Source organism: Comamonas humi (genome assembly GCF_054782535.1).
On record NZ_BAAGSH010000007.1, the window covers coordinates 419,823 to 440,286 of the forward strand.

At 67.4% G+C, this 20,464-nt stretch carries 16 protein-coding genes; 5 read left to right on the forward strand and 11 right to left on the reverse strand.

Annotation, left to right across the window (positions count from 1 at the left end; all coding sequences use genetic code 11):
• The first annotated feature begins 44 nt into the window (after positions 1-44).
• The 5 genes from ACYVKR_RS09145 (at position 45) to ACYVKR_RS09165 (ending at position 5,861) form a co-directional block, all read left to right on the forward strand.
• A complete protein-coding gene (locus ACYVKR_RS09145) occupies positions 45-1,040 on the forward strand; it encodes a WD40/YVTN/BNR-like repeat-containing protein (RefSeq protein WP_460480496.1) in 996 nt (331 codons plus the stop codon).
• The gene (locus tag ACYVKR_RS09150; protein ID WP_460480497.1) at positions 1,037-3,508 is read left to right on the forward strand and encodes an efflux RND transporter permease subunit; all 2,472 of its coding nucleotides are present in this window, start codon (positions 1,037-1,039) and stop codon (positions 3,506-3,508) included. Before ACYVKR_RS09145 ends, ACYVKR_RS09150 begins: the two co-directional genes overlap by 4 nt.
• Positions 3,505-3,966 carry a nuclear transport factor 2 family protein gene (locus tag ACYVKR_RS09155; protein ID WP_460480498.1) on the forward strand — a complete coding sequence of 154 codons (462 nt, stop codon included), beginning with the start codon at positions 3,505-3,507 and terminating at the stop codon, positions 3,964-3,966. Before ACYVKR_RS09150 ends, ACYVKR_RS09155 begins: the two co-directional genes overlap by 4 nt.
• 99 nt (positions 3,967-4,065) lie before the next feature.
• Positions 4,066-4,815, forward strand: a complete 750-nt coding sequence (locus ACYVKR_RS09160; RefSeq protein WP_460480499.1) for a Rossmann-fold NAD(P)-binding domain-containing protein — start codon at positions 4,066-4,068, stop codon at positions 4,813-4,815.
• A gap of 341 nt (positions 4,816-5,156) precedes the next feature.
• Positions 5,157-5,861 (forward strand): SOS response-associated peptidase, encoded by a 705-nt coding sequence (locus ACYVKR_RS09165; protein ID WP_460480500.1) that lies wholly within the window; start codon positions 5,157-5,159, stop codon positions 5,859-5,861.
• Positions 5,862-6,172: 311 nt separating this feature from the next.
• Here ACYVKR_RS09165 and ACYVKR_RS09170 read toward each other — a convergent pair whose 3' ends face one another.
• The 11 genes from ACYVKR_RS09170 to ACYVKR_RS09220 form a co-directional block, all read right to left on the reverse strand.
• Entirely contained in the window at positions 6,173-7,276 is a 1,104-nt protein-coding gene (locus tag ACYVKR_RS09170; RefSeq protein ID WP_460480501.1) for a dienelactone hydrolase family protein, read from the reverse strand.
• 64 nt (positions 7,277-7,340) lie between these two features.
• Positions 7,341-8,840, reverse strand: coding sequence for a DUF1302 domain-containing protein (locus tag ACYVKR_RS09175; RefSeq protein ID WP_460480502.1), 1,500 nt, complete (start codon positions 8,838-8,840; stop codon positions 7,341-7,343).
• A 34-nt stretch (positions 8,841-8,874) separates the two neighbouring features.
• Positions 8,875-10,254: a DUF1329 domain-containing protein gene (locus ACYVKR_RS09180; RefSeq protein ID WP_460480503.1), complete on the reverse strand. Its 1,380-nt coding sequence runs from the start codon at positions 10,252-10,254 to the stop codon at positions 8,875-8,877.
• A gap of 228 nt (positions 10,255-10,482) precedes the next feature.
• Positions 10,483-11,046 (reverse strand): nuclear transport factor 2-like protein, encoded by a 564-nt coding sequence (locus ACYVKR_RS09185; RefSeq protein WP_460480505.1) that lies wholly within the window; start codon positions 11,044-11,046, stop codon positions 10,483-10,485.
• A 224-nt stretch (positions 11,047-11,270) separates the two neighbouring features.
• Positions 11,271-12,998 carry an N-acyl-D-amino-acid deacylase family protein gene (locus tag ACYVKR_RS09190; RefSeq protein WP_460480506.1) on the reverse strand — a complete coding sequence of 576 codons (1,728 nt, stop codon included), beginning with the start codon at positions 12,996-12,998 and terminating at the stop codon, positions 11,271-11,273.
• Between the two features lie 17 nt (positions 12,999-13,015).
• Positions 13,016-14,383, reverse strand: coding sequence for a DUF1329 domain-containing protein (locus ACYVKR_RS09195; protein WP_460480507.1), 1,368 nt, complete (start codon positions 14,381-14,383; stop codon positions 13,016-13,018).
• 268 nt (positions 14,384-14,651) lie between these two features.
• Positions 14,652-16,448 (reverse strand): acyl-CoA synthetase family protein, encoded by a 1,797-nt coding sequence (locus ACYVKR_RS09200; RefSeq protein WP_460480509.1) that lies wholly within the window; start codon positions 16,446-16,448, stop codon positions 14,652-14,654.
• Between the two features lie 37 nt (positions 16,449-16,485).
• Entirely contained in the window at positions 16,486-17,667 is a 1,182-nt protein-coding gene (locus tag ACYVKR_RS09205; RefSeq protein WP_460480510.1) for an acyl-CoA dehydrogenase family protein, read from the reverse strand.
• A 15-nt stretch (positions 17,668-17,682) separates the two neighbouring features.
• Entirely contained in the window at positions 17,683-18,855 is a 1,173-nt protein-coding gene (locus tag ACYVKR_RS09210; protein ID WP_460480511.1) for a lipid-transfer protein, read from the reverse strand.
• A gap of 40 nt (positions 18,856-18,895) precedes the next feature.
• Complete coding sequence (locus ACYVKR_RS09215; RefSeq protein WP_460480512.1) at positions 18,896-19,312, reverse strand: MaoC family dehydratase; 417 nt, start codon at positions 19,310-19,312, stop codon at positions 18,896-18,898.
• Positions 19,313-19,338: 26 nt separating this feature from the next.
• Positions 19,339-20,454 (reverse strand): acyl-CoA dehydrogenase family protein, encoded by a 1,116-nt coding sequence (locus ACYVKR_RS09220; RefSeq protein ID WP_460480513.1) that lies wholly within the window; start codon positions 20,452-20,454, stop codon positions 19,339-19,341.
• Positions 20,455-20,464 lie beyond the last annotated feature (10 nt).

Below are 20,464 nucleotides of genomic sequence, written 5' to 3' on the forward strand. Positions count from 1 at the left end.
TTCAAGGCTCGCGCAAGCGTGCATCGATCCCTGAAGGAGACAACGTGAAAACAGCCATCGGTATTGGCGCAGCGGCATTGGTGGCCTTTGCCTCCGCGCTTGCCTTTGCCCCCCGTACCCCGCCCCCGCTGGCCCCCACGTCCATGGGCGTGGAGCAAACGCATTTCAACGCCCTCGCCCAGGCCGGCAAGCGCCTGCTGACCGTCGGCGCGATGGGCGAAATCCTCTATTCCGACGACCAGGGCGCCCACTGGGCGCCGGCCCGGCGCAACCAGGACCGCCAGGCGCTGCTGGTGAGCCTGGCCTTCGCGCCCGACCACAAGACCGGCCTGGCCGTGGGCCACGAAGGCTGGGTCCTGCGCACCCGCGACGGCGGCAGAACCTGGGAGGAAGTGGCCTTCTCCGACAAGAACGGCGATCCGCTGATGTCGGTGGCCCGCCTGCCCTCGGGCATCTGGCTGGCCGTGGGCGCCTTCGGCCGCGCGCTGCAGTCCGCCGACGACGGCACGACCTGGCAGCCCCTGGCGCTGCCCGCCGAAGTCGAGGACAAGCACCTGAACCGCATCGCCTCGTCGGAGGACGGCAAGCGCTGGCTCATCGTGGGCGAGCGCGGCCTGGTGCTCGCGTCCGACGACGGCGGCGCCACCTGGCACAACGAGCCGCCCTTCTACAACGGCTCCTTCTACAACGCCATGGCGCTGGAAGGCGGCGGCTGGCTGGTCTACGGCATGCGCGGCAACGTCTTCCTGCAGGCCGCGCCCGGCGCGCGCTGGACCAAGTCCGAAGTGCCCGCACCGGTGTCCTTCTTCGGCCATGCGCGGCAGCCCGACGGCTCCCTGGTGCTCGTCGGCCAGGGCAGCATGCTGGGCCTGAGCAAGGACGGCGGCAAGAGCTTCACGCTGCAGCGCGCCCAGGGCCGGGCCACGCTGACCGACATCGCGCTCACCGGGCCGAACGGCGGCTGGATCTCCAGCGACTCCGGCCTGCAGCCCTACTCCACCACCCCCACACCGAGCTCCGGCCCAGGAGCGAAGCCATGACCCTCCCCGAACCCGCAAGCCGGCTGGACCGGTGCATTGCGCGCGCCGCGCGCTGGCTGATCTCCCACAGCAAGTCCATCATCGTGCTCACGCTCATCGCCACGGCCCTGCTGGCCGTGTCGGCGCTGCGCACGCACCTGGACCCGGGCTTCAACAAGCTGATCCCGCAGCGCCATGCCTACATGGGCGCCTTCCTCAAGCACTCGGGCACCTTCTCGGGCGCCAACCGCATCCTGGTGAGCGTGGAGTGGAAGGGCCAGGGCGACATCTACAACGCCCAGTTCCTTGAGGCCCTGCGCGGCGTGACCGACGAGGTGTTCTTCACGCCCGGCGTCAACCGGGGCCAGGTGTACTCGCTGTACACCCCGAACGTGAAGTACATCGAGATCACCGAGGACGGCTACGTGGGCGAAGTGCTGATTCCGTCGCGCTTCGAAGCCGACGAGCAGAGCCTGGCCCAGGTGCGCTCCAACGTGGCCAAGTCCGGGCAGATCGGCTCCCTGGTGAGCAACGACCTCAAGTCGGCCATGGTGCGTGCCGACCTGCTGGAGGTGGACGCCAAGACCGGCGAAAAGCTCAACTACCACCAGGTGGCCCAGCGGCTGGAAGAGATCCGCAGCAAGTTCGAGGGCAAGGACATCTCCATCCACATCATCGGCTTCTCGAAGGTGCTGGGCGACGTGATGGACGGCCTGTTCACGGTGATGACCTTCTTCGCCATCGCCTTCGTGGTCACCGCCGTGCTGCTGCGCCTGTACACGCGCTCCACCAACCTCACCGTGGTCGGCCTGCTGGTGGCCCTGCTGCCGGTGGTCTGGCTGCTGGGCCTGCTGCCGCTGATGGGCTACGGCATCGACCCGATGTCGGTGCTCGTGCCCTTCCTGATCTTCTCGATCGGCGTGTCGCACGCGGTGCAGATGACGGGTGCCTGGAAGCACGACGTGCGCCACGGCATGACGGCCAGCGTCGCGGCCGAGCACGCCATCCGCAAGCTGGCCATCCCCGGCACGCTGGCGCTGCTGACCAACGCGCTGGGCTTCATGGTCATCATGCTGATCGACATCCCCATCGTGCACGAGCTGGGCGTGACGGCCTGCCTGGGCGTGCTGCTGATGATCATCACCAACAAGGTCTTCCTGCCCGCCGTGCTGGCCCAGCTGCGCCTGGAGCCCTCCGCGATGCAGGCGCCCTCCGTCGGCGCCAACGGCCGCAACACCCGCTGGTGGAAGCTCTCGGCGCTGGCCGAGCCCCGCGCCGCGCTGCTCACGCTGGCGGTGGCGCTGCTGCTGCTGGCGGTGGGCACCTACGAGTCGCGCGGCCTGCGCACCGGCGACATCGGCACCGGCGCCCCCGAGCTGCGCGCCGACTCGCGCTACAACCGGGACAACGACAACATCATCAGCCACTACTCCATCGGCATGGACGTGCTGTCGGTCTTCGTGGAGACCAGCAACCTCGACGAAGGCTGCCTGAACTGGCCGGTGATGAACGCGGTGGAACGCTTCGAGGAGCGCATGCGCCGCGTGGACGGCGTGCAGTCGGTGGCCACCGTCGCGGGCCTGGCCAAGATCGCCGCCTCCAGCAGCAACGAGGGCAATCCCCGCTGGGCGGCGCTGCAGCGCACCGAGGCCGCGCTGCGCTCTGGCTCCAAGGCGCTGTCGCCCGACCTGGGCCTGAACACCGAGGGCTGCAAGGTCATCAACCTGCAGGTCTTCCTCAAGGACCACGAAGGCTCGACGCTGACCCACGTGGTCCGCGAGGCGCGCGAGTTCATCGAGGCCGACCAGACCCCGAACGTCAAGTTCCTGCTCGCCGGCGGCAACGCGGGCGTGGCCTTCGCCACCAACGAGGCGGTGGAGCACGCCGAGGTGCAGATGCTGGGCTCGATCTTCGGCGCCATCACGCTGCTGTGCTGGCTCACCTTCCGCAGCTGGCGCGCCGTCCTGTGCATCGTGGTGCCGCTGGCCATCGTCTCCATCCTCTGCAACGCGCTGATGTCGCTGCTGGGCATTGGCCTGAAGGTGCCCACGCTGCCGGTGGTGGCGCTGGGCGTGGGCGTGGGCGTGGACTACGGCATCTACCTGTTCGAGAGCATGCAGCACGCGCTGCGCGAACGCGACATCACGCTGCGCGAGGCCTTCTACGAAGCCATGCGCCAGCGCGGCAACGCCGCGATCTTCACGGCCGTCACCATGTCCATCGGCGTGGGCACCTGGGCCTTCTCGGCGCTCAAGTTCCAGGCCGACATGGGCATCCTGCTGGCCTTCATGTTCCTGGTGAACATGCTGGGCGCCGTCTTCCTGCTGCCCGCCATGGCCTGCTGGCTCAACGTGGAAACCGCCGAGGCCAAGGCCCGCGCCGCCGCCCGGCGCGCCCGGCCGGCCCCGGCAGCGGGTGCCGCGGTTGCCCCGGTGCGGGGCGGCCTGCAGCCCGAGCCCCAGTCCCCGGTGAAAGGAAAGCCGCAATGAAGACCGCCCCCAGCACCGTGGAGCAGCTGGCGCTCGAACACGCGCTGTTCCAGGTCTTGAACCGCTATGCCACGGCCGTCGATACGCGCAACCTGGAGCTGCTCAAGCACGTCTTCACCCCGGACTGCACCGCCACCTACGGCGGCGACTACGTCTGCCGGGGCGCCGCCGAGATCACCCGGATGATCGATGTGCACATGGGCGGCTGCGGCCCCACCCAGCACCTGCTGGGCAACCTGGAGGTGGACGCCAGCGACCCCGCCCGGGTGCGCAGCAAGATCCACGTGCGGGCCGTGCATGCCGGCCTGAACGAGCGCGCGCCGCTGCGCTACGACGCCGTGGGCTACTACGAGGACGAATGGGTGCAGCTGCCGCAGGGCTGGCGCATCGACCGCCGCAGCATGACCTTGCTGCTGGAGATCGGCGACCGCAGCGTGATGCAGCCCGCCGCCGCCTGATTTTTGACCCCGCGCCTGCCTGCAGGCGCTTTTTTAAAAAAGGAAGACAAACATGGGACAACAGCAAACCAGCGCCTCGCTGCGCACCGGAGGCCAGGCATGAGCGCACGTCTGCAAGGCAAGGTCGCCCTCATCTCGGGCGGATCGATGGGCATGGGGGCGTCGCACGCCCGGGCCTTCGTGGCCGAAGGCGGCCAGGTCGTGATCGCCGACATCGCCGACGAGCAGGGCCAGGCCCTGGCCAAGGAACTGGGCGAGGCCGCGCACTACGTGCACCTCGACGTGACCCAGTTCGACCAGTGGGAAAAGGCCGTGGCCACCACGGTGCAGCGCTTCGGCAAGCTCACCACGCTGGTCAACAACGCCGGCATCCTGACCCTCGGCCCGCTGAAGGACTACAGCATCGAGCAGTGGAACCGGACGCTGGCGATCAACCTCAGCAGCCAGTTCTTCGGCATGAAGGCCGCGCTCGAAGCCCTGACCAAGAGCGCGCCGGCCTCGATCATCAACATCTCGTCCACGGCCGGACTGATCGCCCACCCCGGCATGCTCGGCTACTGCGCCTCGAAGTGGGGCTCGACCGGCATGACCAAATCGGTGGCGCTGGAGCTGGCCGACCGCAACATCCGCGTCAACTCGGTGCACCCGGGCGCCGTGGCCACGCCGCTGACCCAGGCGCTGCGCCCGATCGAGGACAAGGACTTCGAAGGCTCGAACCTGACGCGCTTCGCCCGCCCCCAGGAGATCTCCAACATGGTCATCTACCTGGCCAGCGACGACTCCTCGTTCTCCACCGGCGCCTCGTTCGTGGTCGACGGCGGCCTGACCGCCGGCACCGTGGTCATGTAAGCGCTGCCGCGCTCTGACTCGAAGCCACACGGTCTGCGCCGTGTGGCTTTTTCATTTCGCATTGACAGGTATATGGGTAACGATGGGATCGCCATGGGCTCGAGCAGAAAGAGCAAGATTCTTGATCTGTCCACTGCCAGCGATCGACCCGAAGCGGTCACTCAACGTTGAATCTCAGTGGGCGGCAAAACCGTCCGCTGGAGCCAGTGCTTAGGTTTCTCTTCCGGGATGTGGCGGCTGTCAGCCGCTTTTTCGGGTTGTGGGTCTTGGGTCGGCAGCGGGGCCTCATCAACCGCATACACTGACAAAACCGCTGAAGCGCTCGGCTTACCATCCTCGCCATGAGCTCCCAATACGAATCCCTGCGTCCCGACCACCTGTACCGGGATATTTTTGACGTCAACGCGCCCAGCGGCGCCGCGGTGAGTCTCCAGGTTTGGCCCCGCCGCCCAGGTGTTTTCATCCGCAACAAATCGGCACCGCCTTCGGTCGAAGGCGCCGAACACCCGTACCCAGGCGCGATCGGGCGCGAACTCGTCGTAGGGCAGTTCGGCTTGGTCCCGCCCTGGGTGAAATCCGCTTCGGACGCAAAACTGCGTTCGTCCAAGCTGGTCAACGCGCGCGCTGAGACCGCGAGCACGTCCAACAACTATCGCGGCGCCTGGCTGGGTGCGCAGCGTTGCATCGTGCCCATGATGGCGTTTCAGCAAGACGACTTGCGCAGCGGCAAAGCCGTGTCCACGCGGGTCGCACGAGTGGACGGCAAACCCATGGGCGTAGCCGGTCTGTGGGAGTGCTGGACCGGTGCGGAGGGTGAGGTGATCGTAAGTTTCTGCCTACTCACGGTGAACGCCAACAGCCACGCGCTGATGCACCGTTACGGGCAACCGGGCAGCGAAAAGCGCATGTTGGCGATTTTGAACGAAGGTGCCTATGGCGCCTGGCTAAACGCGGCCCAGCCGGAGAAAGCGCGCGAATTCATGCGGGCATATCCGGCCAAGGGGCTCACCGCCAACCCCATCGAGAAGAAGCCCTCGGCCGCTTGATCAGCACAGCGTGACCAGTGCCGTCTCGATGCCGTGCCCGATGCTCTGCTGTGCACCTTTCCATAACGGTGGCCAGCGCGCGGCGCTCTGCTTCGTTTATGGCGACGAGGCGTGAAGGGCCCTTTCCGTTACGGGGGTTCGCAACCGCCACGGTCAGGCCGTAGGTCCGCTTCTGGCCGAACTCAGTCTGTCCAGCCGGAATACGCAATAGCGTGCGAGGCTACTTTATTGTGGAGAAAGCCTCACGAGAGTCTCCTGACGCAAAAAAGGCCAGCATGCCAGCTGGCCTTTTTGCCGGGCTCTGCATCCCGCTACATCTCGAAGCGCGCCTTCAGGAACTGCAGCAGCTGCCGGCTCGCCAGGCTGCGTGCGTTTTCGTCGCGGCCGCTGACGTAGCCGACCTTCACGCAGTCGCCCAGCGCCTTGCCGCTTTCCACGCGGATCCGGTAGCGGGTCTGGCGGTCAGGCTTGGTGCCCTCGGGGATCAGCACCTGCCCGTTGAACATGGGCAGGTCTTTGTCGTTGAATTCGATGGTGCAGCCGGCCAGGTAGGGCTTGTCGGTGACCTCGCGCACGCCGCTGCTTTCCCAGTCGTGCCCGGCCCGGGCATAGACCACGGTGCTGACGTCCGAGCCGGCGTGGCGCAGCGCGGCCTCCTGCTGGGCGCAGGCCACCAGGTCGTTGGACGCATCCTTGCCGGCCCGAAAGCTCATCAGCGGCGCGCCCGTGGTCTTGCGGGTCTGCAGCTTGGCATAGCAGGGGCCATAGAAGTCCACATGCAGGGCAAAGGGATAGACATGGGCCGCCAGTTGTCTGTAGATGCGCTCGTCCATGCTCATGCGCACGGCCACCCCGCCCTTGGAAAAGCCCATGACGCCGATGCGCTTGCCGTCGATGGCGGGATGCCGGTTCAGCGCCTTGAGCGCCGCATAGGCGTCGGCCACCGCATCGACCTCCGAGGTGCCCATGACCTTGGCCAGGTAAGGCGTCTCCTCGCTGATGCCGCGCGGCTTGAAATAGTCCACCACGAAGGCCGCGATGCCGTTGTCCGCCAACGTCTTGGCGGTCTCATACTCCCGCCCCGGGATCACACCGGCGGCGCCGGGCAGGATCACCATCGCGGGCACCGGCCGCCTTTCGCTGGCGGCGTCGGGCAGGAACAGCTTGCCCATGCCCATCGTGGCCTCGGCCTTCGAGGGTTCGGCCAGCAGCACGTCGAGGTCATACGGGCTGCTGGACTTGAAGCGGATATCGCCCTGCGTATCGCCGTGCAGCACGGTGGACGGCATCATCGGCACGGCCTTGGGCAAGGGCGGCAGTGCATCGAGCAGGGACTGCGCGGCCGCCGCCGTGCCCCACAGGCACAGCACCGCCACGCAGGCTCGCCACCAGGTTTTCTCCGTCAGGGCTTTCATTTCCTTGTCTCCCAGCCAAGGCCCGACGTCATCGGGCCTTGGCGGTTCAGCTCGTCTGCAGCGGTCAGAACGAGTACTTCATGGTCATAGACAGCTGGTCGCGGTCGGCCAGCATGCGGTTGCGCAGCGGGTCCGTGGACGGACTGCCCATGTAGTTGGTGTAGGTGACGTTGACCGAAAGATTGCTCTTGCGGACAAAGGTCGCACCAATGCTCAGGCGGCTGTCACCCTGGCCACCGCCGAAGGTACCCACCAGCGAGCGGCCGCGCAGCTGCGACTGGTAGCTGATCGGGATGCTCAGGTCCCAGCCTTCGAAGATGCCGGGGTAGCCCAGCGTCAGCGTGGCCGCGGCCACCAGCGAGTTGCGGGTCTTGAACGCGAGGTTGTCGATGCTGCCCTCTTCCACGCTCAGCACGCGCGAGCCCGAGATTTCCGCGGCCATGGTCAGCTCGTCGGACAGTGCGTTGCGGCCGAAGTTGAAGATGCCGCCCACGTTGCCCTGCGCCACCTTGCCGCGCACCGGCGTGGACATCTCGCCCATCAGCACCGGCGTGCCCTTGCGCAGGCTGGCCTCGCCGAAGGCCGAGAACATGCCGAAGGTGGTGCTCACCGTGGTGCCCAGCATCTTGATGCCGTCGAAGTACTTGACGTTGTAGCCGCCGAGCTGGGACATCACGATGCTCGGCGAGCGGTCCTTGTAGTCGAGGTAGTACAGGCCCAGCTCGGTCTCGCTGGTCACGCGGTAGCGCGTGCCCAGGCCCCATTGGCCAGACTTGCTGGGCCGGATGTCGTTGCCGCGCGGCAGGTAGCAGGCCGGGCCCACGTTGTAGCCGCAGACCGCGCCGGGGCCCAGCAGGTTGGTGGTGCTGGTGTACATGCCCACCGCCGGCAGCAGGGTCTCGTGGAAGCCGAACTGGTAGTGCGCCAGCAGCGACCAGTTCGGATTGATCTCGATGGACGCGGCGATCTGGTCCTCGGGCAGCAGGATTTCCTTGATTTCCGCGCCAGGCGATGCCGCCTTGGCCGCATCGACCGGGCCTTGCGCGCCGGCGATGTTGGCGAAGTACATGGATTCGCCCCAGTTCACCACCTGCTTGCCCAGGCGCACGGTGGCGCGGCTGGTATCGCCCAGGTTGAAGCTGGTGTAGGCATAGGTGTCCAGCAGGCGGGTGTAGCCGCCGCCGTAGCGCCGGGCGTCCGGCGAGAACTGGTCGACCGGCCCGGGCGTGCTGATGGGGCCCTGGTTGTCGTTGCGGTGGTGGTAGACATCGTCATAGAAGGTGCTGGCGGTCATCACCAGGCCGCTGTCGCCCTTCGAGAGCCGGCTCTCCAGCAGCGCGCCCAGGCGGTTGGTGGTGAGCGAGCCCTTCTTGAAGTTGTTGTTGCCGTCCGAGCCGGCCAGCACCGGCGACGGATCGTTCAGGCGCGTGGCCAGGCCGTAGTTCAGGTTCAGGCGCCAGTCCAGCTTCACGCCGTCGCCCAGCTCGATGGTTTCCCCTGCCAATGCTCCTCCCGTGCCCAGGGCCAGCAGCGTGGCCACCGCGAGGGGATGGAGTTTTTTCATGCTTTTTTTCATGGTGGATTGCTCGTGGAAAAACTTAGTTGCCGGCGTTGCGGGCCGCTTCGGGCGTGAACATGGAGGGCGTCATGCCGCCACGGTTCAGGATCGGGCCCTTCGGGCGCTCCTGGAACAGGGTGTAGGCCAGGTACGAGCCCGCATTGAGGTCGTGGTAGAACGAGGTGCCCGCATGCCAGGCGTTGATGTCGTACGAGTAGTACATGTTGATGAAGGCGTGCTGCCACAGCTGGCCGCGGGCGTCATACATGTCGCCGGCCACCGCCTGGCCGGTGTCCTCGTCGGCGAACATCACGCGCTTGCCGTAGATGTGGCGGAAGCCCTCCTTGAGCGTGCCCTCGAGCACCCAGACGCGGCGCAGTTCATAGCGCAGGAACTCGGGGTTGGCATGGCCCGGCGTGAGCAGGTCCTTGTACTTGATGGTGGGCTGGTGCAGGCGGTAGGCGTTCGCGGGGATGAACATCTCCTGCTTGCCCACCAGCTTCCAGTTGTAGCGCTCGGCCGAGCCGTTGATCAGGCGGTCGGAGTCGATGGTCATCTTGCCGCCGGTGCCGGGCAGGGGCTGGTCGAAGCCGAACTCGGGCAGCTGGCGCACGCGGCGGGTGCCGGGGTCGTACTGCCAGGCCAGGCGCTTGAACTTGCCGTAGTCAAAGGGGTCCGACGAGATCGTCACGCTGCCCTTCTCGCGCTCGGGCAGCTGCACCTTGGTGATGGTGTAGGCCGAAACGCCCTCCACCGGCTTGCCGACTTCGGCCGGGTTGTTGGGCGGCGCCAGGTAGCGGATTTCGTTGCGGCCGAAGGTGACGGAGCCGTCGGACAGCACGTTGGCCGAGTCGGCGATGTTCTCCTCGGTATAGGCGCGCGTGGGCAGCATGACGTTCCAGTACGCCTCGATGCCGCTCTTGGGGAACGGGAAGCTGATGGCGCCGCCCAGGGTCTTGATGCCCAGGCCGTCGGTCACGGTCTCGGCCGTCGTCGCGTTCTTCTTGATCGCCGCGCACACCTCGTCGCTGTAGCGGAAGTCGCGGTGCCCCTTGTAGACCGGGATCTGCATGGTCTTGGGGTACTTCTGGAACATGGCCTTCTGGCCGGGGCTGAGCTTGTCGGCGTACTTGTCGACGTTGGCGGCCGTGATGACGAACAGCGGCTTCTCGTCGGCGTAGATGTCCACCGGATGCTCGCCGCTCTGGGGGTTGTGCCGCACGCCGGGCGGCGCGCCCAGCCACTTGCCGGTGAACTCGGGGATCGTGCCCTCCTTGTTGCCGGCCTTGATCGCGCCCACGCAGGTCAGTTCCTTGCCCAACTGCTCTGCCTCGCTCGCGGACACCTTGGCATGGACCGGCACGGCCACGATCAGGCTTGCCGCCATGGCAAGCGCAGTCTTGGTCATCACACACTTCATCTTCATCTCCTGGTTTTCCAACTTCTGTCTGGGTGGCGTCACCGGCAGGGTGCAGGCCTTGCGGTGCCCGGTTGTTTGCGCCATGTGCTGGCATGCGGATACTGGGGCTGTTGAGCTTTTTTCCCATCACCCGATGGGACTAGTGGCAAACCCTGAAAACTCGCCCAGAGTCCTCGCACGCCCCCCGCAAAACCCCGCGGGAAGCGGCCTCCCCGGGCCTGCCTGGAGCTACCACTGGCCGGCCACTGGCGTGAAGATGTCCTGCTGGTGCAGCGGCCGCGCGGCGATGCCGGCGAAGCCGTCGCCCGCCATGTAGGAGTCCTCGCAGCGCACCAGGCTCTGCGCGTCGAAGCCCCAGACGATCAGCAAACGTGCCTCGAACCGGTAGTACGGGGCGTCGTCGCTCACCGCGTGGCCCATGGCGCGCAGCACCGCCGTGGGGTAGGCGATGCGCAGCGGGCCTTCGGCCGTGACGTGGTCGCGGTCGGCGACGAGGCGATCAATCTCGTGCTCGATCTGGTGGCAGTTGGCCGCCACCATGCCGCCGTAGTACTGGGCGATGGCCGCCTTGGAGCGCGGGCTGTTCGGCGCATCGGGCCCGGAGTCGAAGTTGATGTAGGCCGCATCGGGCGACACGGTGGCCATCAGCGTCTCGAAGTCGCCCAGCGCCTCGGCGCGCATGTGCTCGAGCATCTTGCGCAGGTTGCGCACGGTCTTGGCGTCGTCGCCGGGCTGGGCCAGGCGGGCCTCGATGGCGCGCAGCTGCTTGCGGGGGTCGATCTGGTAGGTCATGCGTGGATTCCTTGTCGGTGGTGGAAAGAATGGCCGGCGCGCAAGGCGCGGCGCCGCCTGCCGGCCCACGGCCGGCTCTCGGGTTTGCTTCAAATAAAGGAGCTGCTTGCGCTCAATCGGTATGCATTTCAAATACATTTCGATTGAAATGTCTTGCACGTCAAGCGCAAGCAGCTATGGTTTTTGATATCCACTCCCTGCGATTGGCAGGGACTGGAGCACCATCAGGCGGGGGCCGCGGCGCGCGGGCTCACGAACTCGCCCGGCATCGCGCCGGTGAAGCGCCCCTCGAAGAAGGTCGGCATGCCGTTGACCATGGTCAGGCGCATGGGCGCGGCATCGCGCGTGTAGCGCCAGGTCACGCCGAAGTCGCCGTTGGGCACGTCGAAGCGTTTGTATTCCTCGCGGCGCTGGATCTCGGCCAGGTCGAACACCACGATGTCGGCGCGCAGGCCGGGCCGGATCACACCGCGGTCGTTCAGGTTGAAGTGCCGGGCGAGCTTGCCGGTCATCACGTGGATGGCCTCCTCGATCGTCACCCGGCCCTCGTCGCGGCAGAACCGGGTCAGCAGCAGGATGTTCTCGCCGCCGCCGCAGAACATCTGGCCGTGGGCCGGCGCGTCCGAGATGTTGCCCACGGTCTGCGGGTGCTTGAGCAGCTCGATGGTCAGGTCCTCCAGCATGGGGAACGGCGCCATGTGCACGGTGGAGCGCACGCCGTTGGCGACGATCCATTCGGCCATGGCGTCCGAGGCGTGCAGGCCGCGCCGGTCGGCGTAGTCCTGCAGCGTGAGGTTGATGGGCCCCATGCCGTTGTCCGAGTTGCGCAGGTGCAGGCGCTGCGGGTTGGCCATGGGCGCGTGCGGCCAGACCTTGGTGTCCCAGCTCTCGCGCGCCCGCGCCCGCCAGCCGGGGTCGTTCAGCAGCGCGAGCTTGGCCTCCTCGGTCTCGGCCAGCACCACCTCGTGCCAGACGTAGTCGTTGGACTGGGCGAAGATCAGCGAGCGCGTGAGCGACAGGGTATTGGTCGGCGAGACATGGGCAAAGCCCGGCCAGATGTCATGGCCGTCGGCCTGGGCGCGCTCGATCAGCGGCTTGAGGATCTCCAGCGCCGGCTTCTGGAACTCCAACGTGGGAATGCCGCCGGCGATCTGCACGCGCAGCTTTTTGCCTTGCAGCAGGCGCGTGATGCGCTCCACGCTGGCCGGCGCCGACATGCGCATGAAGGTATCGACGATGACCTGCAGCGTGCAGCCCGGGTGGCGCGCCAGCACGGCCATCAGCGCGTCGAACTCGGCGTCGTCGGCCAGCAGCGTGGGGATCGGCCGGTCCTGCCCGTCGTGGTCGAGCAGGTTGGACGACATGCCCAGCGCGCCCGCCTGCATGGCGTCCTCCAGCAGCTCGGCCATGCGCTCTATCTCGGCCGGCGTGGCCGCGCGGCTCCAGGCGTCCATGCCCATGGCGGCCAGGCGGATGGCGATATGGCCGACAAAGGAACCGTAGTTGGCCGGCATCTTCAGCCGCGTGGTCATGGAGCGCTGGTACTCGGACCACTTGCGCCAGTCCCAGGGCAGGTTCTTCTGGAACGGCCCTTCGGGAATGTCCTCGAAGAAGGAGAAGATCTTGATCATCTCGTGGGCCACTTCGGGGTCGTCCGAGATGGGCGCGGCCGAGAAGCCGCAGTTGCCCATCACCACCGTGGTCGCGCCGTAGCCCGGCAGCGGGTCGAGGTCGGCCTGCCACCACATGGTGGCGTCGAAATGGGTGTGGCTCTCGATGAAGCCCGGCGTGACATAGCAGCCCGTGGCGTCGATCACGCGCTCGTCCTCGCGCGGCGCCAGCCCGGGCGCCACCTCGACGATGGTCTTGCCCTGCACCCGCACATCGGCGGCAAAGGCGGGCGCGCCGCTGCCGTCCACCACCGTGCCGCCCCGGATCAGAATCGTGTTCATGTGTGTTCTCCTGCTTGTCAGTTGCCGGCGTTGCGCGCGGCTTCGGGCGTGTACATGGACGGCGACAATCCGCCGCGGTCGAGGATCGGCCCCGTAGCGCGCTCGTTGACCAGGGCGTAGCCCATGTAGGAGCCCGAGCTGAGGTCATGGTAGAAGGACGCGCCCGCATGCCAGGCGTTCATGTCGAACGAGTAGTACATGTTGACGAAGGCGTACTGCCACAGCTGGCCGCGCGCGTCGTACATGTCGGCCACCACGGCCTGGCCCGTGTCCTCGTCGGCATACATCACCCGCTTGCCGTACAGGTGGCGATAGCCTTCCTTGAGCGTGCCCTCGATCACCCAGACCCGGCGCAGCTCGTAGCGCATGAACTTGGGGTTGGCATGGCCGGGCGTGAGCAGCTCGGCATAGGTGATGGTCGGCTGCATCACCCGGTAGGCGTTGGCGGGGATGTACAGCTCCTTCTTGCCCAGCAGCTTCCAGTGGTAGCGGTCGGTGGGGCCGTTGAAGAGGCGATCCGAGTCGGTGGTGAGCTTGCCGCCGGTGCCCGGCGTGGGCTGGTCGTAGCCGAAGTCGGGCAGCTGGCGCACGCGGCGCGTGCCGGGGTCGTACTGCCAGCCCAGGCGCTTGGTCACCTTGTAGTTGGCCGGCTCGACAATCACCGTGACGCTGCCCTTCTCGCGCTCGGGCATGGCCACCTTGGTGAAGGCATAGGCCGTCACCGAATCGATGGGCTGGCCCAGCTTGGCCGGATCATTGAAGGGCGAGAGGTAGCGCGACTCATTGCGCCCGTTGACGATGGAGCCGTTGGACAGCACCTGCATCGCATCGGCCACGTTCTCCTCGGTATAGGCGCGCGTGGGCAGCAGGCTGTTCCACAGAGCCTCGGCACCGGTCTTGGGGAAGGGGAAGTTGATGGCCCCGGCATTCCCCTTGATGCCCATGCCGTCGTCCACCAGCTCGGACTCCACGGCGTTCTTCTTGATGACCGCGCAGACCTCGTCGCTGTAGCGGAAGTCGCGGTGTCCCGGGTAGACCGGCATCTGCATGGTCTTGGGGTATTTCTGGAACATGGCCTTCTGGCCGGGGCTGAGCCTGTCGGCGTATTGCTCGACATTGGCCGCCGTGATGACGAACAGCGGCTTCTCGTCGGCGTAGAGGTCAGCCGGGTGCTTGCCGCTGTGCGGCGCATGGGCCACGCCGGCAGGCGCGCCCAGCCACTTGCCGCTGAACTCGGGAATCGTGCCCTCCTTGTTGCCGGCCTTGATGGCCCCCACGCAGGTCAGCTCCCGGCCCAATTGCTCCACCTCGCCGGCCGTCGCCTTGGCCTGGGCCGGCGCGCACAGCGCCAGGCTTGCAGCCAGGGCCAGCGATGTCTTGGTCATCACACGAATCATCTTCACGGTCTCCTTGGTTCTAAGCCCCCGATGCCACGCACGGACACGGGAAAACAGATGCTCGTGTCAGCCCCTCTTTCACCCATCGTCCGAGAGGACTAAGGCCTATCCCCACTTGGCTTATGGCGGCCCTTACCAGAATACGGCGCCTATTTTTTAAGCAAACCCAGGCGCCCGGCCCATGCAAAAAGCCCGTGGATGCAGGCGCATCCACGGGCTTTTTGCAAGCGCGGAAAGAGAAAGCAAAGAGCTGGTTCTAGGTGCGCAACGCCTCCTCGACCGCCGCCTCCGTCAGCAGCACATAGGCCTGCAGCCGGTCGTCGCGCACATAGAGCGGATCGCTGGTCTGCGCGCGGTCATAGCCCTGCCTTTGCAGGTCGACCTTGCGCAGCTTGTAGTTGCCCGTCATGTCGGGCGTGTCCATCAGGCGCACGAACAGCGGCGCCGCATAGCGCGGCAGGCGGTTGGAGGCCAGCGCCCAGAAGGCCTGCGGGTCGAAGCCCGCGCCCTCGCGCATCACCAGCGCCGCCATGCCCGCGCGCCCGCCGTGGCCCGGCACCTGCACGCCGTAGACGGTGATGGCGTCCAGGCCCGCGAAATCGCCCAGCGCATCGGCCACTTCCAGCGTGGAGACGTTCTCGCTTTTCCAGCGGAAGGTATCGCCGATGCGGTCTACAAACCACAGATAGCCCTCGTCGTCGCAGCGCAGCAGGTCGCCCGAAGACCACCAGGCGTCGCCCTTGGCAAACACGTTGCGCAGGATCTTCTTCTCGGACGCCTCGGCGCTGGTATAGCCCTCGAAGCGCCCAGCCATCACATTGGGGTAGGCCATCAGCATGCCCAGGGCCTCGCCGGGCTCGCCCACGGCGGCCTGTTGCAAAAAGCCGTCGGCGCCGCGGACATAGTCGCCCTGCTCCTGGTCGTAGCGCACCAGGCGCAGATTGGTCTTTTCCCAGAACGGAATGCGCCCGCAGGAGCCTATGCGGTTGTCCAGGTTGATGCTGCTGGTGTTGGCCTCGGTGCTGCCCCAGCCTTCGAAGATCTGGACATCCTCGCCGAAGCGGCTGGTCCACTGCTGCCAGATCTCGGGTGACAGGCCGGTGCCTGCCATCTTGCGCAGCGTATGGTCGCGGTCATCGGGCGCTGGCGGCGTGCTCAGCAGAAAGCGGCAGATCTCGCCCACGTATTGGCAGAACGTGACGCCATGGCGGCGCACGTCGGTCCAGAACTCGCTGCGGCTGAACTTGCGCCGCACCAGGATGCTGGCGCCCGCACCCAACGCCGTCGACGTGAGCGACATGGAGGCCGCGCCGTGGTACAGCGGCAGGAAGCAGTACATGCAATCCTCCGCGCCCATGCCCCACAGCGCCTGCATGCAGTCGCCCGCCATGAGCCAGCGCGCATGGCTGACGATGGCCGCCTTGGGCAAGCCCGTGGTGCCCGAGGTGAAGATGTACTGGGCCGTGTCGCCGGCCTTGAGGCCTTCGCGCCACTGCTGCGGCACATTGCTGCCGTCCTGGGCATGGGCCAGGGCCTGCAGGTCCGGGCCGCAAGACTCATTCACCCCAGCATCGGGCCAGTGCAAGAGCGCCAGGCCGGCGCCCAACCCCTCGGCCTGCGCAAAGCGCGCCGCGCATTCCCCGCCCACGATGGCGTGGCGGGCCCCGGTCACCTCCAGCGCATGCTGCAGCAGCCGGCCCGACACATGGGTGTTGATGAAGGCCACCACGGCGCCCAGCTTGGCGATGCCGAACCAGGCAAAGAAGAAGGCGGCGCGGTTTTCCATGGCCAGCGCCACCACATCGCCCTGACCGACGCCCTGCTGCCGCAGCGCGCGCGCCACCTGGTTGGCGCGCCGGTTGACTTCGGCGTAGCTGTAGCGCTGCGAGCCTTCGAGCACCAGGCTGCGTTCGCCGAACTGGCGGGCACTTTCTTCAATCCGGTCGGCCGTGGTGTACGACAGCGATGCCAGGTACCTGGCGGCAATGGCCGAGCGGCGGTCCAGCTTCTGCTGGGTGTGCTCGCGCGGCGGCACGGTGGTCGATACGCTCATCCTGGGTCTCCTCCTCTTGCTTTTGTAGGCGCCATGCTCAGCGCTGCGGGCGCGGCAGGCCCAGGCCGAACTGGGCGATCAGCTCACGCTGGATCTCGTTGGTGCCGCCGCCAAAGGTGTTGATGGTGGCCACGCGCAGCTCGTACTCCAGCTCGCCCATCAGGTAGGCAGCGGCCGAGCCGCCGCGCACCAGGGCGCTGCTGCCCACGATGTCCATGAGCCTGTGCAGCACCTCGACCACGCCTTCGGAACCATAGACCTTGGAGGCCGAGGCCAGGCCCACGTCCAGCGCGCCGGCCTCCAGGCTGGCGGCGATGCGCAGGTTGGTCAGGCGCTGGGCCTCCAGCCGCGCATAGCACTCGGCCAAGCTGCGGCGCACCCAGGCCTGGTCCATGGCACGGCGCCCGTCCTCGTCCCTGGCCTTGGCCCATTGCAGCACCCGGGTGAAGGGGCCGAACACCTTGTCGGACCAGGCGCCCAGGCCCAGGCGCTCGTGGTTGAGCTGCGCGGTGATGAGCTTCCAGCCGCCGTGGAGCGGCCCCACCAGGCGGCTGGCCGGCACCTGCACGTTGTCGTAGTAGGTGGCCGCCGTGTACACGCCCACGGTCTCGATCAGCGTGTGCGAAAAGCCGGGGGCCCGCGTGTCCACCACCATGATGGAAATGCCCTTGTGGCGCGCCAGATCGGGGCTGGTGCGCGCGGCCAGCCAGACGTAGTCGGCCGCCTCCACGCCCGAGGTCCAGAGCTTTTGCCCGTTGACCACAAAGTGGCCGCTGCGCAGGTCGCCCTGCAGGCTGGCCTGGGTCTTGAGCACGGCCAGGTCCGAGCCCGCGCCGGACTCGGAGTAGCCGATGGCGAAGATGGTGTCGCCGCTGGCCATGCCGGGCAGGAACTCCTGCTTCTGCGCTTCGGAGCCATGCGCCATCAGCGCCGGGCCCACGGTGCTGATGGTCACGAAGGGCAGCGGCGCGCCCGCGATGTTGGCTTCCTCCATGAAGATCAGCTGCTCGGTGGCCGACAGGCCCTGGCCGCCGTATTCCCGGGGCCAGCCTATGGCCAGCCAGCCGTCGCGGCCCATCTTGCGGACCAGGGCGCGATATTCGTCCCCGCCTTCGGCGCCGCGCATGCGGGCCGTGAGCTCGGGCGTCATCAGCGCCTGGAAGTAGTCGCGGCACTGGAGGCGCAGCGCATGCTGCTCGGGGGTCAAGTCAATGAACATGGTGCAATCCCCTTCTCAAACCGTATCGCCCAGGATCAGGCCGCTGGTGGGCACGCCGGTGCCGGCCGTGACCACCACGTTGTGCACGCCGGCAATCTGGTTGACCGAGCTGCCGCGCACCTGGCGCACGCCTTCGGCAATGCCGTTCATGCCGTGGATATAGGCCTCGCCCAGCTGGCCGCCGTGGGGGTTGATGGGCAGCAGGCCGCCGCGCGCATGCTGGCCGGCGCGCACGAAGTCCTTGGCCTCGCCGCGCGCGCAGAAGCCGAACTCCTCGAGCTGGGTCAGCACAAAGGGCGTGAAGTGGTCGTACAGCACCGCCGTCTGTATGTCTTTCGGCCCCAGGCCGCTTTGCCGCCACAGTTGCCGGCCCACATGGCCCATCTCGGGCAGGCCGGTGATGTCCTCGCGGTAGAACGAGGTCATGGACTGCTGGCCCGCGCTGATGCCCTGGGCCGCGCCCTTGATGTAGACCGGTCTGGCCCTCAGGTCGCGCGCACGCTCGCTGGAAGTGATGACCAGGGCCACGGCGCCGTCCGACTCCTGGCAGCAGTCCAGCAGGCGCAGCGGGTCGCAGATCCACTTGCTCTGCTGGTGGTCTTGCAGCGTGATGGGCTTGCCATGGAAGAAGGCGGCCGGGTTGGTGGCCGCGAAGTCGCGCACGGCCACGGCCACGCGGCCGAAATCCTCGCTGGTCGCGCCATAGGTGTGCATGTAGCGGCGCGCGAACATGCCCACCCAGGCCGCGGGCGTGTGGAAGCCGTGCGGCATGTACCAGCCGAAGTTCACGCTCTCGAAGAACGGCTGCGAGCGAAAGCCGTAGTCGCCCGTGCCGAAGCGGTACCAGCTGCGCTCGTTCATGGCCCGGTAGACCACGACGGTCTTGGCCACGCCCGTGGCCACGGCCATGGCCGCATGCAGCACGGGCGCACAGGCCGCGCCGCCGCCGTGCGGCACTTGCGAGAAAAAGCCCACGTTGGGCAGGCCCAGCAGGCGCGCAATCTCGTACTCGGGTACCTTGTCCATGGTGTACGAGGAAAAGCCGTCCACCTCCTTCGGATCGATGCCCGCGTCGGCCAGCGCGGCCAGCGTGGCCTCCATGGCCAGGCGCAGCTCGCTGCGGCCGGAGTTCTTGGAAAACTCGGTGGTGCCCAGGCCCACGATGGCCGCACGCCCAGAAATATGCATGTCGTTCACTGATCTGTCTCCGCGAATCGTTCTTATGGTCTTATGGCAATGCGATCTGGGCCGTGCCGCTGACGTGCGCGCCCATGGAGTTCGTGCCCTTGAGCGTGACCTGCACGCTGCGCGTGGCCTCGTGCTTCTCGGTGATGGCGCCGGTGAACTGCAGGGTGTCGCCCGGGTAGTTGGGCGCGCCCAGGCGAATCTTCAGGTCCATCAGGCGCGAGCCCGAGCCGGCCCAGCCTTCGACGAAGCGCTGCACCAGGCCGTTGGTGGTCAGGATGTTCATGAAGATGTGGGGCGAGCCCAGGGCGCGCGCGGCATCGGCGTCGTGGTGCACGTTCTGGTAGTCGCGCGTGGCGATGGCGCCGCCGGTGATCAGCGGCACGGTGACGGGCACGCTCAGGGGTTGCAGTTCATCGCCGACGTTCACCGTCTCGAAGCGGGGGCTTGGCTTGCTCATCGCGTTGTCTCCTTGGAACACTCTTCTTATCGGTCTTCGGGCAGGTCGTACTTCCAGCCCAGGCAGTCGTGGTCGGCCAGCCACTGGCCCAGGGCCTGCAGGTGGTGTTCGGCGCTGCCCAGCTCGGCCGCCAGCGCGCGGCACCAGAGCATGAAGCGGTGCATGGGGTAGGTCACATCCACGCCCATGCCGCCATGCACGTGCTGGGCCATGCGGCCCACCTTGAGGCCCAGCTCGTTGGACTGGGCGCGCACCGCATGCGCCTGGGGCGCGCAGGGCAGGCCCGCATCCAGGCGCCACACCAGCTGGCACAGCGCGCTGCGCTGGGCCTGCAGCAGGATGTAGCCGTCGGCCATCTGCCCCTGCACGAGCTGGAACGTGCCTATGGGCCGGTCGAACTGCTGGCGTTCGCTCACGTATTCCACGGTGCGGCGCAACTGCTCCTGCGTCAGGCCCTGCTGCAGCGCGGCCAGGCAGGCGGCGGCCTGTTCCTGCGCCCAGGCAGCGGCGCCCGCGCCCAGAACGGCCAGCACGGGCGTGCCCTCGAAGCCCAGGTCGGCCACGCCGCAGTAGTCCTGGCGCATGCCCTGCACGCGCTGCACGCCAGCCGCCTGCAGGTCGACCAGCACCAGCGCATGTCCGCCGCGCTGGTCCTCGGCCGCCACCAGGGCCCAGCGCGCCTGGCCGGCCAGCGCCACGGCCTGCAGGCGCCCGCTCAGGCGCTGGTCCGCCAAGCGCAGCGGCGCGCCGCGGCTGGCCGTAAGGCCTTGCAGCGACAAGGCCAGCAGCTCGCCCTGCATGGCCGCCTCGATGACGACGCCAATGCCCTGGCCGCTGCCGCCAAACCGGGCCAGCGCGGCCACGGCCACCTGCTGCTGCCACAGCGGCACCTGCGCCAGCGCGCGGCCCTGCTGCTCCAGCACGGCCATCAGCGCGGTCGCGCCCAGGCCCAGTCCGCCGGCCGCCTCGGGCACCACAATGCCGTGCAGGCCCGCGGCCACGCACTGCCGCCACAGCGGCTGCATGAAGGGCCGGCCCGAGCGGTCGTGCTCGCGCAGCTGGTCGTCGCCGCAGTAGTCGGCGAACAGGCCCCGGGCCATATCGGCGAAGGCGCTCTGTTCTTCGTTGAATTGAAAGTCCATGACAAGCTCC

Excerpts from the sequence above, each read along its gene's own strand:
- ACYVKR_RS09210 (WP_460480511.1), bottom strand. The coding sequence starts at position 18,855 with ATGCATATTTCTGGGCGTGCGGCCATCGTGGGCCTGGGCACCACCGAG.
- ACYVKR_RS09190 (WP_460480506.1), bottom strand. The coding sequence starts at position 12,998 with ATGAACACGATTCTGATCCGGGGCGGCACGGTGGTGGACGGCAGCGGC.
- ACYVKR_RS09195 (WP_460480507.1), bottom strand. The coding sequence starts at position 14,383 with ATGACCAAGACATCGCTGGCCCTGGCTGCAAGCCTGGCGCTGTGCGCG.
- ACYVKR_RS09205 (WP_460480510.1), bottom strand. The coding sequence starts at position 17,667 with ATGTTCATTGACTTGACCCCCGAGCAGCATGCGCTGCGCCTCCAGTGC.
- ACYVKR_RS09185 (WP_460480505.1), bottom strand. The coding sequence starts at position 11,046 with ATGACCTACCAGATCGACCCCCGCAAGCAGCTGCGCGCCATCGAGGCC.
- ACYVKR_RS09215 (WP_460480512.1), bottom strand. The coding sequence starts at position 19,312 with ATGAGCAAGCCAAGCCCCCGCTTCGAGACGGTGAACGTCGGCGATGAA.
- ACYVKR_RS09170 (WP_460480501.1), bottom strand. The coding sequence starts at position 7,276 with ATGAAAGCCCTGACGGAGAAAACCTGGTGGCGAGCCTGCGTGGCGGTG.
- ACYVKR_RS09150 (WP_460480497.1), top strand. The coding sequence starts at position 1,037 with ATGACCCTCCCCGAACCCGCAAGCCGGCTGGACCGGTGCATTGCGCGC.
- ACYVKR_RS09165 (WP_460480500.1), top strand. The coding sequence starts at position 5,157 with ATGAGCTCCCAATACGAATCCCTGCGTCCCGACCACCTGTACCGGGAT.
- ACYVKR_RS09160 (WP_460480499.1), top strand. The coding sequence starts at position 4,066 with ATGAGCGCACGTCTGCAAGGCAAGGTCGCCCTCATCTCGGGCGGATCG.
- ACYVKR_RS09175 (WP_460480502.1), bottom strand. The coding sequence starts at position 8,840 with ATGAAAAAACTCCATCCCCTCGCGGTGGCCACGCTGCTGGCCCTGGGC.
- ACYVKR_RS09155 (WP_460480498.1), top strand. The coding sequence starts at position 3,505 with ATGAAGACCGCCCCCAGCACCGTGGAGCAGCTGGCGCTCGAACACGCG.
- ACYVKR_RS09180 (WP_460480503.1), bottom strand. The coding sequence starts at position 10,254 with ATGAAGTGTGTGATGACCAAGACTGCGCTTGCCATGGCGGCAAGCCTG.
- ACYVKR_RS09200 (WP_460480509.1), bottom strand. The coding sequence starts at position 16,448 with ATGAGCGTATCGACCACCGTGCCGCCGCGCGAGCACACCCAGCAGAAG.
- ACYVKR_RS09220 (WP_460480513.1), bottom strand. The coding sequence starts at position 20,454 with ATGGACTTTCAATTCAACGAAGAACAGAGCGCCTTCGCCGATATGGCC.